The sequence below is a fragment of the Bradyrhizobium sp. CCGUVB14 genome, from assembly GCF_024199935.1.
GTDB lineage: Bacteria > Pseudomonadota > Alphaproteobacteria > Rhizobiales > Xanthobacteraceae > Bradyrhizobium.
In genome coordinates this window covers 5,773,802-5,786,713 of sequence record NZ_JANADS010000001.1, presented here as the reverse complement: position 1 = coordinate 5,786,713, position 12,912 = coordinate 5,773,802, and the positions used below count along the sequence as shown (strand labels likewise).

Below are 12,912 nucleotides of genomic sequence, written 5' to 3'. Positions count from 1 at the left end.
AATGACCAAGCTCATCATCGACGGCAAAGAGATCGATGTTCCGGCCGAGTACACGCTGCTTCAGGCGTGCGAGGCGGCCGGCGCCGAGATTCCGCGCTTCTGCTATCACGAGCGCCTGTCGATCGCCGGCAATTGCCGGATGTGCCTCGTCGAGGTGAAGGGTGGCCCGAAGCCGGTCGCATCGTGCGCCTGGGGCGTGCGCGACTGCCGTCCGGGCCCGAAGGGAGAGCCGCCGGAAATCTCCACGCGTTCGCCGATGGTGAAGAAGGCACGCGAAGGCGTGATGGAATTCCTTCTGATCAACCATCCGCTGGACTGCCCGATTTGCGATCAGGGCGGCGAGTGCGACCTGCAGGACCAGGCGATGGGCTATGGTGTCGACACCAGCCGCTTCGCCGAGAACAAGCGCGCGGTCGAGGACAAGTACCTCGGTGCGCTGGTCAAGACCTCGATGAACCGCTGCATCCAGTGCACGCGTTGCGTCCGCTTCTCGGCGGAAGTTGCCGGCGCCCCCGAGATGGGCGCGACCGGTCGCGGCGAGGACATGGAGATCACGACCTATCTCGAGCATGCGCTGACCTCGGAACTGCAGGGCAATCTCGTCGACATCTGCCCGGTCGGTGCGCTGACCTCGAAGCCCTATGCCTTCGCGGCGCGTCCGTGGGAGCTCGGCAAGACCCAGTCGGTCGACGTGATGGACGGCGTGGGTTCCGCGATCCGCGTCGACACCCGCGGCCGCGAAGTCATGCGCGTGCTGCCGCGCATCAACGAGGCCGTGAACGAGGAGTGGATCTCCGACAAGACCCGCCACATCGTCGACGGCCTGCGCACCCAGCGCCTCGACCGGCCCTATATCCGTGAAGCCGGCAAGCTGCGTGCGGCGAGCTGGCAGGAAGCGTTCGCGGCGATCGCTTCGAAGGCGGCCCGCACCGACGGCAAGCGCATCGGCGCGATTGCGGGCGACCTCGCCGGCGTCGAAGAGATGTTCGCGGTGAAGGATCTGCTGGCGAAATTCGGTTCGGCCAATCTGGCGGTGCAGGGCGGCGACGCCTTCGATCCCGCGCTCGGCCGGGGCTCCTACATCTTCAACCCGACGCTGGCGGGCGTCGAGCAGGCGGATGCGCTGCTCATCGTCGGCGCCAATCCGCGCAAGGAAGCGGCCGTGTTCAACGCCCGCATCCGCAAGCGCTGGCGCGCCGGCGGCTTCAAGGTCGGCGTGATCGGCGCCAAGGCCGATCTCACTTACGACTATGATCATCTCGGTGCGGGCACCGAAACGCTCGGTGAGCTCGCGGCCGGCAAGCACTCCTTCATGGACGTGCTGAAGAACGCCAAGAACCCGATCATCCTGATCGGCGCGGGCGCGGCCTCGCGTCACGACGGCGCCGCCATTCTCGCCGCCGCCGCCAAGCTCGCGCTCGACGTCGGCGCGGTGAAGGACGGCTGGAACGGCTTCGGCGTGCTGCACGAGACCGCTTCGCGCGTCGGCGCGCTCGACATCGGCTTCGTCGCAGGTCAGGGCGGGCTGAACGCCGCGCAGATGACGACCTTCGGCACGCTCGACCTGCTGTTCCTGCTCGGCGCCGACGAGATCAAGGCGCCGGACGGTACCTTCGTCGTGTACATCGGCACCCATGGCGACCGCGGCGCGCACCGCGCCGACGTGATCCTGCCGGCGGCCGCCTACACCGAGAAGTCCGCGATCTACGTCAACACCGAAGGCCGCGTGCAGATGACCGGTCGCGCCGCGTTCCCGCCGGGCGAAGCCCGCGAGGACTGGGCGATCGTCCGCGCGCTCTCCGAGGCGCTCGGCAAGAAGCTCGGCTACGACTCGCTTGCCGCGCTGCGCCAGGCGCTCTTCAAGGCCGTGCCGCACCTGATCCGTCTCGACCAGATCGAAGCGGGCGCAGCCGACCAGATCAAGAAGCTCGCGGGGAAGGGCGGTTCGCCCGAGAAGGCGCCGTTCAAGGCTGCGATCGAGGACTTCTATTTGACCAACCCAATCGCGCGTGCGTCGGCCGTGATGGCGGAATGCTCGCGGCTTGCCTCCGGGCAGATGCTGACCGCAGCGGAGTGAGCCAGATGGAATTTTTCGCAAGCGCATTCTGGACCGGCTTTCTCTGGCCGCTGATCATCATGATCGCGGAAAGCGTGCTGGTGCTCGTGGTCCTGCTGGTCGCGATCGCCTACATCCTGCTCGCCGACCGCAAGATCTGGGCGGCGGTGCAGATCCGCCGCGGTCCGAACGTGGTCGGGCCCTGGGGCCTGTTCCAGTCCTTCGCCGATTTGTTGAAGTTCGTGCTGAAGGAGCCGATCATTCCGGCCGGCGCCAACAAGGGCGTCTTCCTTCTTGCGCCCCTGGTCTCATGCGTGCTCGCGCTCGCCGCCTGGGCGGTGATCCCGACCAATCTCGGCTGGGTGATCTCCGACATCAATGTCGGCATCCTCTTCATCTTCGCGATCTCGTCGCTGTCGATCTACGGCATCATCATGGCCGGCTGGTCGTCGAACTCGAAGTATCCGTTCCTGGCCGCGCTGCGCTCGGCGGCGCAGATGGTGTCGTATGAAGTCTCGATCGGCTTCGTCATCATCACGGTGCTGCTCTGCGCCGGCACGCTGAACCTCTCGGCCGTGGTCGAGGCCCAGCATGTCCGCGGCCTCGCCAGTCTGATCGGGCTGCCGCAGCTCACCATCCTGAACTGGTACGTCTGGCCGCTGTTCCCGATGTTCGTGGTGTTCTACGTCTCGGCGCTGGCGGAAACCAACCGTCCGCCCTTCGACCTCGTCGAAGCCGAGTCCGAGCTGGTCGCCGGCTTCATGGTCGAATACGGCTCGACGCCGTATCTGCTGTTCATGCTCGGCGAATACGTCGCGATCGTCACGATGTGCGCGATGGCAACCATCCTGTTCCTCGGAGGCTGGCTGCCGCCGGTGGATCTGCCGCCCTTCAACTGGGTGCCGGGGATCATCTGGTTCGCGCTCAAACTCTTCTTCATGTTCTTCCTGTTCGCGATGGCAAAGGCGATCGTGCCGCGCTACCGCTACGACCAACTGATGCGCCTCGGCTGGAAGGTGTTCCTGCCGCTCTCGCTGGTGATGGTGGTCGTGGTGGCGGGCGTGCTGCAATTCGCCGGCATCGCGCCGAAGTGAGGGCCGTCATGGGTATCAACATCAACGCCACTGCACGCTCGCTGCTGCTGTCGGAATTCGTCTCGGCGTTCTTCCTCGCCATGCGCTATTTCTTCCAGCCGAAGCCGACGCTGAACTATCCGTTCGAGAAGGGCCCGATCTCGCCGCGCTTCCGCGGTGAGCATGCGCTGCGCCGCTATCCGAACGGTGAAGAGCGCTGCATCGCCTGCAAGCTGTGCGAAGCGGTCTGCCCGGCGCAGGCGATCACCATCGAGGCCGGTCCGCGCCGCAACGACGGCACCCGCCGTACCGTGCGCTACGACATCGACATGGTGAAGTGCATTTATTGCGGCCTCTGCCAGGAGGCCTGTCCGGTCGACGCCATCGTCGAAGGTCCGAACTTCGAGTTCGCGACCGAGACCCGCGAGGAACTGTTCTATGACAAGGCCAAGCTGCTCGCCAATGGCGACCGCTGGGAACGCGAGATCGCGAAAGCGATCGAGCTCGATGCGCCTTACCGGTGAGATGAGAGCATGATCCTTCCTGCGCTGTTCTTCTATCTCTTCGCCGGCGTCTGCGTCGCCTCGGCGGTGATGGTGATTGTCTCGCGCAATCCCGTTCACTCCGTGCTGTACCTGATCCTGGCCTTCGTCAACGCCTCCGGCCTGTTCGTGCTGATGGGCGCCGAATTCCTCGCGATGATCCTGATCGTCGTCTATGTCGGCGCCGTCGCGGTGCTGTTCCTGTTCGTCATCATGATGCTCGACGTCGACTTCCTCGAGCTGCGCGAAGGCTTCATCCAGTACCTGCCGGTGGGTGTCGTGATCGGCGGCATCTTCCTGTTCGAGCTGCTGCTGACCGTCGGCGCCTGGGTCATCAACCCGACCGTGAGCAAGACCATCACGGCGCCGATCCCGACCAACGTGTCGAACACCGAGGCGCTCGGCCTGGTGCTCTATACGAAGTATGTCCACTACTTCCAGCTCTCGGGCATGGTGCTGCTGGTCGCTATGATCGGCGCCATCGTGCTGACGCTGCGCCACAAGGCGAGCGTGAAGCGGCAGGACATCAACGTTCAGAACGCGCGCACGCCGGAGATGGCGATGGCGATGCGCAAGGTGGCACCGGGGCAGGGGCTTTCGGACGCCGACGCGGCGGAGTGGGTGAAATGACGATCGGGCTCGGACATTATCTGGCGGTCGGCGCGATCCTGTTCACGCTCGGCATCCTCGGCATCTTCCTGAACCGCAAGAACATCATCGTCATCCTGATGTCGATCGAGCTGATCCTGCTCTCGGTCAACGTCAACCTGGTGGCATTCTCGACCTTCCTCGGCGACATCGTCGGCCAGGTCTTCGCGCTGCTGGTCTTGACCGTTGCGGCCGCCGAAGCCGCGATCGGTCTCGCCATCCTGGTGGTCTATTTCCGCAACCGTGGCTCGATCGCGGTTGAGGACGTCAATCTGATGAAGGGCTGAGCGCAGTCATGGTTCAGGCAATCGTTTTCCTGCCCCTGCTGGGCGCCATTCTGGCCGGGCTCATCGCCCTGGCCGGCGCGCATGCCCGCAACCCCTCGGGCGACGAGGTCGAGCATCACGGCGATCACGGTCACGGCGATGCGCACGCATCGGCGGCTCATGACGATCATGGCCACGACGATCACGCCCATGACGACCACGGCCATGGTCCGGTCGAGCCGGCGGCCGCCGGTTCGCGCGGCGCCGAGCTGATCACGACCGGACTGCTGTTCGTGGCGGCCGCGCTGTCCTGGATGACGCTGGTCGACGTCGGCTTCAACGGCCACGACGCCCGGATCCAGATTCTGCCCTGGATCTTCTCCGGCGAGCTCGAGGTCTGGTGGTCGCTACGCGTCGACACGCTCACCGCCGTGATGCTGGTGGTGGTGACGACCGTGTCCTCGCTCGTGCACCTCTATTCCATCGGCTATATGGACGAGGATCCGTACCGGCCGCGCTTCTTCGGCTATCTCTCGCTGTTCACCTTCGCCATGCTGATGCTGGTGACGGCGGACAACCTCGTGCAGCTGTTCTTCGGCTGGGAAGGCGTGGGTCTGGCGAGCTATCTGCTGATCGGCTTCTGGTACCAGAAGCCGTCGGCGAACGCCGCCGCCATCAAGGCCTTCGTGGTCAACCGCGTCGGCGATTTCGGCTTCGCGCTCGGCATCTTCTCGATCTTCATGCTGACGAGCTCGACCGATTTCGAGACCATCTTCCATGCAGCTCCCGGCCTCACCGGCAAGACCATCGACTTCCTCGGCTGGCATGCCGATGCGCTGACGCTGACCTGTCTCCTGCTGTTCATGGGCGCGATGGGTAAATCGGCGCAGTTCCTGCTGCACACCTGGTTGCCGGACGCGATGGAAGGCCCGACGCCCGTGTCGGCGCTGATCCATGCCGCGACCATGGTCACCGCCGGCGTGTTCATGGTGGCGCGCCTATCGCCGCTGTTCGAGCTCGCCCCGAACGCCCAGGCCGTCGTGATGTTCTTCGGTGCCACCACGGCGTTCTTCGCCGCGACCATCGGTCTCGTCCAGAACGACATCAAGCGCATCGTGGCGTACTCGACCTGTTCGCAGCTCGGCTACATGTTCGTGGCGATGGGAGCAGGGGCCTATTCGGTCGGCATGTTCCATTTGTTCACGCACGCCTTCTTCAAGGCGCTGCTGTTCTTGGGCTCCGGCTCGGTGATCTACGCGATGCACCACAAGCAGGACATCCGCAACATGGGTGGCCTCTGGAGGAAGATCCCGTACACGTTCGCGGTGATGACCGTCGGCACGCTGGCGCTGACCGGCTTCCCGTTGTTCGCCGGCTACTTCTCCAAGGACGCGATCATCGAGGCGGCCTATGCCTCGCATAACCCGTTCTCGACCTACGCCTATCTGATGACGATCGTGGCCGCGGGCCTGACCTCGTTCTATTCCTGGCGTCTGGTGTTCAAGACCTTCTTCGGCGAGCCCCACGACCAGGAGCACTACGAGGCCGCGCATGAGAGCCCGATCTGGATGCTGATCCCGATCGGCGTGCTGGCGGTTGGTTCGGTGCTGGCCGGCTTCCCGTTCAAGGAGCTGTTCACCGGTCCTCACGGCGTGGAGGAGTTCTTCCGCGAGTCCGTGAAGATGAACCCGCATATCCTCGAGGATATGGAGCACATGCCGCATCTGTTGGGCTGGCTGCCCTTCGTGATGATGGTCGGCGGCTTCCTGGTGTCCTACACCTTCTACATCCGCAAGCCGTACCTCCCGGTCGAGCTCGCGAACACGCAGCCGATGCTGTACCAGTTCCTGCTCAACAAATGGTACTTCGACGAGCTCTACGATTTCATCTTCGTCCGTCCGGCGAAGTGGATCGGCTACCAGCTCTGGAAGAAGGGCGACGGATTCATCATCGACGGCTTCGGCCCCGACGGCATTTCGGCCCGCGTGCTGGACATCACCCGCAACGTCGTGAAGATCCAGACCGGCTATCTCTATCACTACGCATTCGCCATGCTGATCGGCGCCGCCGGCCTGATCACCTGGTTCATGTTCGGCTTTGGAGGCCAGTAAATGACAACCTGGCCCATCCTTTCGGTCACGACGTTCCTGCCGCTGGTCGGCGCGCTGATCGTTTACCTGAGCCGCGGTGATGACGAGGCGGCCCGGCGCAACTCGCGCTGGATCGCGCTGTGGACCACGCTGATCACCTTCGCGGTGTCGGTGCTCCTGGTCATGCGCTTCGACCCGTCGAATGCGGACTTCCAGTTTGTCGAGAAGGCGAGCTGGCTCGCCACCGGCATCACCTACCACATGGGCGTGGACGGCATTTCGCTGCCGCTGGTGATCCTCACCACCGCGATCATGCCGTTCTGCATCATCGCGAGCTGGAAGGCGATTTCGAACCGCGTCCGCGAATACATGATGGCGTTCCTGATCCTGGAAACGCTGATGATCGGCACCTTCTCGGCGCTCGATCTCGTGCTGTTCTATCTGTTCTTCGAAGGCGGCCTGATCCCGATGTTCCTGATCATCGGCGTCTGGGGCGGTCCGCGCCGGGTCTACGCGTCGTTCAAGTTCTTCCTCTACACGCTGCTCGGCTCGGTGCTGATGCTGCTCGCCATCATGGCGCTGTACTGGAACGGCGGCACCACCGACATCCCGACCCTGATGCATACCGCCGTGCCGCGGTCGTTGCAGACCTGGGCGTGGCTGGCCTTCTTCGCCTCGTTTGCGGTGAAGATGCCGATGTGGCCGGTGCACACCTGGTTGCCTGACGCGCACGTCGAGGCGCCGACCGCGGGCTCCGTGGTTCTGGCCGCGATCCTGCTGAAGATGGGCGGCTACGGCTTCCTGCGCTTCTCGCTGCCGATGTTCCCGCTCGCCTCGCACGACTTCGCGCCGCTGATCTTCACCATGTCCGCGATTGCCATCATCTACACCTCGCTGGTGGCGCTGATGCAGGAGGACATGAAGAAGCTGATCGCGTACTCGTCGGTCGCGCATATGGGCTTCGTCACCATGGGCATCTTCGCCGGCACCATGCAGGGCGTCGCCGGCGGCATGTTCCAGATGATCTCGCACGGCATCGTCTCCGGCGCGCTGTTCCTCTGCGTCGGCGTGGTCTACGACCGCCTGCACACCCGTGAGATCGCGGCCTATGGCGGCCTCGTCAACCGGATGCCGCTCTACGCGCTGACCTTCATGATCTTCACCATGGCGAACGTCGGTCTGCCCGGCACGAGCGGCTTCGTCGGCGAGTTCATGACGCTGCTCGGCACCTTCAAGGTCTCGATCCCGACCGCGTTCTTCGCCACCTTCGGCGTGATCCTGTCGGCCGGCTACGCGCTGTGGCTCTACCGCAAGGTCGTGTTCGGGGCGCTGGTCAAGCCGACGCTGATGAGCATGAAGGATCTCACCCTGCGTGAATGCGTGACGCTGTTCCCGCTGATCGCGCTGACGATCCTGTTCGGCGTCTATCCGAAGCCGGTGCTCGACATGTCGGCCGCCTCGGTCCAGCAACTCGTCAATAATTACAACACCGCTGTGACGGCCGTGAAGGCCGCCGCACTGCTCCGGTGATCGGGCAGGTCAGGATATCGCCATGAGCTTTACGACTGCAGGTTATCAACTGGCGCCGGTGCTGCCCGAGATCGTGCTCGCGATCGGCGCCATGGCGCTTCTGATGCTCGGCGCCTATCGCGGGCAGGGCACCACCAGCGCGGTCACCACGCTCGCGGTGCTGCTGCTGATCGTGGTCGGCGTGCTCGAATACATGCTGCCCGCCGGCAAGCAGGTGACGTTCGGCGGCAGCTTCATCGTCGACGATTTCGCCCGCTTCATGAAGATCCTGGCCCTGATCGGCTCGGCGGTGACGCTGGTGCTGTCGACCGAGTTCCTGTCGGATCCGTCGCGCCGCATCTTCGAATACGCGATCCTGGTGCTGCTCTCGACGCTCGGCATGATGGTGCTGATCTCGGCCGGTGACCTGATTTCGCTCTATCTCGGCCTCGAATTGATGTCGCTCGCGCTCTACGTCGTGGCGGCCTCGAACCGCGACAATGCCAAGTCGACCGAAGCCGGCCTGAAGTACTTTGTGCTGGGCGCGCTGTCCTCGGGCATGCTGCTGTATGGCTCCTCGCTGGTGTACGGCTTCACCGGCACCGTCAGCTTCGCCGGCATCGCTACGGCTGCGACCGCCGCGAATGTCGGCCTCGTGTTCGGCCTGGTGTTCCTGCTCGCCGGCCTCTGCTTCAAGGTCTCGGCCGTGCCGTTCCACATGTGGACGCCCGACGTGTACGAAGGCGCCCCGACGCCGGTCACCGCCTTCTTCGCCTCCGCGCCGAAGGTGGCAGCACTCGCCGTGTTCACCCGTGTCACGCTGACCGCATTCCCGGGCATCGTCTCGCAGTGGCAGCAGATCCTGGTGTTCGTGGCGATCGCCTCGATGGCGCTGGGCTCGTTCGCTGCGATCGGCCAGAGCAACATCAAGCGCCTGATGGCGTACTCCTCGATCGGCCATATGGGCTTTGCCCTGGTCGGCCTTGCCTCCGGCACGGTCGAGGGTGCGCAGGGCGTGCTGATGTACATCGTGATCTATGTCGCGATGACGCTCGGCTCGTTCTCGGTCATCCTCGCCATGAAGCGCAATGGCCAGGCCGTCGAGAAGATCAGCGACTTCGCAGGCCTGTCACGCACCAACCCGCTGCTCGCCTTCATGTTCGCGATGCTGCTGTTCTCGCTCGCGGGCATTCCGCCGCTCGCCGGCTTCTTCGCCAAATGGTACGTCTTCGTCGCCGCCATCAAGGCGAATTTGTTCACGCTCGCCGTGATCGGCGTGCTCTCCAGCGTGGTGGGCGCTTACTATTATCTCACCATCGTCAAGACGATGTACTTTGATGAACCGGCCGGCCAGATCGATCCGATGCGCGCCGAGGTCAAGACGGTGCTGGCGGTTGCGGGCCTGTTCACAATTCTGTTCGCGCTGTTCGCGGGTCCGGTGGTGAACGTCGCCTCCGCCGCCGCAAAATCGCTGTTCTAGGATGGGGTTCGCGCTCGGTCCTCGCGCAATCGCGGCGGGCTACAAGCTCGCAGCCCTGGAGCGGACCGGCTCGACCAATACCGATGCCATCGAAGCGGCTCGCGCCGGCGAGCGCGGCCCGATCTGGTTCGTCACGGATGAGCAGACGGCCGGCCGCGGCCGCCGTCAGCGGCCCTGGATCGCGCCGAAGGGCAATCTGGCAGCCAGCGTCCTCGAAGTCCTCGACATCGCGCCGGCGGTGGCTGCCACGATCGGTTTTGCCGCGGGGCTGGCCGAGGAGGCTGCGCTGGAGAAAGTCAGCCTCGAGGCTGCGCTGCGGCTCGGCCCCGACCGTCCCCGATACGCCCTGAAATGGCCGAACGACGTCCTTGCCAACGGCAAGAAGCTGGTCGGCATCGGGCTGGAGGCCGAAGCCGTCGGCGATCGCCTGGCCATCGTCACAGGCATCGGCACCAACATCGTGGCGGCGCCCGAGGGCACGCCGACGCCGGCGGTGTCGCTGGCAGCCCTCGGCGTCCAGATCAGCGCGGAAGAGCTGTTCTCGGCGCTGTCGGACGCTTGGGTGGAGTTCCGCGGCATCTGGGACAATGGCCGTGGCTTTGCCGAGATCCGAAAGCTCTGGCTGGAGCGCGCCGCGCGCCTTGGCGAGCCGATCGCGATCCACACGGGAACCAAGGTGCTGGAAGGTATTTTTGACACGATCGACGACACCGGCTGCCTGATCGTCCGCACCGCGGAGGGCCGTCGCGTGCCGATCGCCGCGGGCGAGGTGTTTTTTGGCCCAGTCCGTTCGGTGGGAGCTGCGTGATGGCGAGACCCGACGAACTGGTTTTTGCGCCGCTCGGCGGCGTCGGCGAGATCGGCATGAACCTGTCGATCTACGGCCTCGGCAACCGTCACCAGCGTGCCTGGCTGGCGGTCGATCTCGGCGTCTCCTTCGGCGACGAGGAGCATCTGCCCGGCATCGATCTGATCATGCCGGACATCGGCTTCCTGGAGAAGGAACGCAAGAACCTGATGGGCCTCGTGCTGACCCACGCCCATGAGGACCATTTCGGCGCCATCATCGATCTCTGGCCGCGGCTGAAATGCCCGATCTATGCGACGCAGTTCAGCGCGGCGCTGTTCGAGGCCAAATGCGCCGCCGAGCGCAACGCGCCCGTGATCCCCGTCACCGTGGTCCCGTCAGGCGGGCGCATCGATGTCGGTCCCTTCAACGTCGAGTTCATCCCGGTCGCGCATTCGATTCCGGAAGCGCATGCGCTGGCGATCCACACCGAGGCCGGCGTGGTGCTGCACACCGGCGACTGGAAGATCGATCCGACCCCGACGCTGGGTCGTCCGACCGATGAAAAGCGGCTGCGCGAGCTCGGCGAGGAGGGCGTGCTCGCTCTCATCGGCGATTCCACCAACGCGGTGCGCGATGGCCGCTCGCCGTCCGAAGCCGAGGTCGCCCGCACCATCATCGACCTGGTGAAGGCGGCCAAGGGCCGCGTCGCGGTCACGACCTTCGCCTCCAACGTCGCCCGCATCAAGGCCGTCGCCGATGCCGCGAAGGCCGCCGACCGCGAGGTCGTGGTGGTCGGCCGCGCCATGGAGCGCGTGGTGCAGGTCGCGCGCGAGACCGGCTATCTCGATGGCGTCCAGAATTTCCGCTCGCCCGAGGTCTACGGCCATCTGCCGCAGGACAAGGTGCTGGCGCTCTGCACCGGCAGCCAGGGCGAGTCCCGCGCGGCGCTGGCCCGCATCGCGAATGACGACCATCCCGAGATCACGCTGAACCGCGGCGACAGCGTGATCTTCTCCTCGCGCACCATTCCCGGCAACGAGAAGGCCGTCGGCTCGATCATCAACAATCTGGTGCTGCAGGGCGTCGAGGTCCTCACCGACCGCGATCATCTGGTCCACGTCTCCGGCCATCCCCGCCGCGACGAGCTGCGCGACATGATCTCCTGGGTGAAGCCGCAGCTCCTGATCCCCGTCCATGGCGAGGCGCTGCACCTGAACGAGCACGCAAAACTCGCGCGCGCCGCCGGCGTGCCGCGCGTGCTGGTGGTCCGCAATGGCGATATGGTCAAGCTCGGTCCCGGCGATCCCGGCGTGGTCGGCGAGGTGCCGTCGGGCCGGCTCTACAAGGACGGCACCATCCTGGAGGATTCCAAGTCCCGCGCCGTGGTCGAGCGCCGCCGCATGGCGTTCTCCGGCTGCGCCTTCGTCGCCATCGCCATGACCGCGCAGGGCGAGCTTGTCGACGAGCCCGAGGTCGATCTGATCGGCATCCCCGAGAAGAACCGGGCGGGGGAGCCGTTCGACGACATCGTCTTCGACGCCGTGATGTCCACCATCGAGGGCCTGCCGAAGGCGCGCCGCTGGGATCCGGATGCGCTGGCGGAATCGGTGCGACGCGCCGTCCGGGCCGTCATCAACGAACATTGGGGCAAAAAGCCCCCCTGTCTGGTCCACGTCCTGACAGTGTAGACTAAGCGTGGTCTTCGGATCATGCGCTGAGGGAGAAGAAAACATGCTGGGTCGCCTCAACCACGTCGCGATCGCGACCAGGGATGCCGTCAAGTCCGCAAAAATCTACGGCGCGGCGTTCGGGGCGCAGATCTCGGAAGCCGTGCCGCTGCCCGAGCATGGCGTCATCACCGTGTTTGCGACGCTCCCCAACACCAAGATCGAATTCATCGAGCCGCTCGGCGAGGCCTCGCCGATCGCGAAGTTTCTCGAGCGCAATGCCGACGGCGGCATCCACCACATCTGCTACGAGGTCGTCGACATCATCGCCTCGCGCGACACCCTGGTGAAGGAGGGCGCCCGCGTCCTCGGCGACGGCGTGCCGAAGATCGGCGCCCACGGCAAGCCGGTGCTGTTCCTGCACCCGAAGGACTTTTCCGGCGCGCTGGTCGAAATCGAGCAGGCGTAAGACCGCCCATGGCCATCCAGATCTCAACCGCGCTCGCGATCTACTTCGTCATCTGGTGGATCGCGCTGTTCCTGACGCTGCCGTTCGGCGTGCGCAGCCAGCACGAGGACGGCGTCGGTGCGCCCGGCACCGACCCCGGCGCACCTGTTCTGACCGGCATGAAGCGCAAGCTGATCTGGACCACGATCATCTCGGCCATCATCTACGGCATCGGGGTCGCGGCCTATCAGGCCGGCTATCTCTCGATCGAACGGCTGTCGAAGTTGATGGGGATGCCGTTTTAGCGATTTTGCCGGATTTTTCGCGTTGCGTCGTTGTTGGG

The 12,912-nt window shown here is 64.9% G+C and carries 12 protein-coding genes; all 12 read left to right on the top strand.

The features are described 5' to 3' along the window. The first annotated feature begins 1 nt into the window (after position 1). From nuoG to NLM32_RS26935, 12 genes are read left to right on the top strand one after another with little or no spacing between them, the layout of a single operon-like run. Positions 2 to 2,077, top strand: coding sequence for an NADH-quinone oxidoreductase subunit NuoG (gene nuoG, locus NLM32_RS26990; protein WP_254131865.1), 2,076 nt, complete (start codon positions 2 to 4; stop codon positions 2,075 to 2,077). Between the two features lie 5 nt (positions 2,078 to 2,082). After that, positions 2,083 to 3,150, top strand: coding sequence for an NADH-quinone oxidoreductase subunit NuoH (nuoH, locus tag NLM32_RS26985; protein WP_254131864.1), 1,068 nt, complete (start codon positions 2,083 to 2,085; stop codon positions 3,148 to 3,150). Between the two features lie 14 nt (positions 3,151 to 3,164). Continuing rightward, the gene (nuoI, locus tag NLM32_RS26980) at positions 3,165 to 3,653 is read left to right on the top strand and encodes an NADH-quinone oxidoreductase subunit NuoI (RefSeq protein ID WP_026232873.1); all 489 of its coding nucleotides are present in this window, start codon (positions 3,165 to 3,167) and stop codon (positions 3,651 to 3,653) included. A 9-nt stretch (positions 3,654 to 3,662) separates the two neighbouring features. Next, entirely contained in the window at positions 3,663 to 4,301 is a 639-nt protein-coding gene (locus tag NLM32_RS26975; protein WP_254131863.1) for an NADH-quinone oxidoreductase subunit J, read from the top strand. After that, positions 4,298 to 4,606, top strand: coding sequence for an NADH-quinone oxidoreductase subunit NuoK (nuoK, locus tag NLM32_RS26970; protein ID WP_008136131.1), 309 nt, complete (start codon positions 4,298 to 4,300; stop codon positions 4,604 to 4,606). Before NLM32_RS26975 ends, nuoK begins: the two co-directional genes overlap by 4 nt. Positions 4,607 to 4,614: 8 nt before the next feature. After that, positions 4,615 to 6,696, top strand: coding sequence for an NADH-quinone oxidoreductase subunit L (gene nuoL / locus NLM32_RS26965; RefSeq protein ID WP_254131862.1), 2,082 nt, complete (start codon positions 4,615 to 4,617; stop codon positions 6,694 to 6,696). Then, the gene (locus NLM32_RS26960; protein WP_254131861.1) at positions 6,697 to 8,205 is read left to right on the top strand and encodes an NADH-quinone oxidoreductase subunit M; all 1,509 of its coding nucleotides are present in this window, start codon (positions 6,697 to 6,699) and stop codon (positions 8,203 to 8,205) included. A gap of 22 nt (positions 8,206 to 8,227) precedes the next feature. Further along, the gene (gene nuoN, locus NLM32_RS26955) at positions 8,228 to 9,664 is read left to right on the top strand and encodes an NADH-quinone oxidoreductase subunit NuoN (protein WP_254131860.1); all 1,437 of its coding nucleotides are present in this window, start codon (positions 8,228 to 8,230) and stop codon (positions 9,662 to 9,664) included. 1 nt (position 9,665) lies between these two features. Further along, positions 9,666 to 10,472 (top strand): biotin--[acetyl-CoA-carboxylase] ligase, encoded by an 807-nt coding sequence (locus NLM32_RS26950; protein WP_254131859.1) that lies wholly within the window; start codon positions 9,666 to 9,668, stop codon positions 10,470 to 10,472. Further along, positions 10,472 to 12,142: a ribonuclease J gene (locus NLM32_RS26945; RefSeq protein WP_254131858.1), complete on the top strand. Its 1,671-nt coding sequence runs from the start codon at positions 10,472 to 10,474 to the stop codon at positions 12,140 to 12,142. The genes NLM32_RS26950 and NLM32_RS26945 overlap by 1 nt, the downstream gene beginning before the upstream one ends. Before the next feature lie 43 nt (positions 12,143 to 12,185). Beyond that, positions 12,186 to 12,590 carry a methylmalonyl-CoA epimerase gene (gene mce / locus NLM32_RS26940; protein ID WP_254131857.1) on the top strand — a complete coding sequence of 135 codons (405 nt, stop codon included), beginning with the start codon at positions 12,186 to 12,188 and terminating at the stop codon, positions 12,588 to 12,590. Between the two features lie 8 nt (positions 12,591 to 12,598). Next, entirely contained in the window at positions 12,599 to 12,874 is a 276-nt protein-coding gene (locus tag NLM32_RS26935; RefSeq protein WP_254131856.1) for a DUF1467 family protein, read from the top strand. Positions 12,875 to 12,912: the final 38 nt, after the last annotated feature.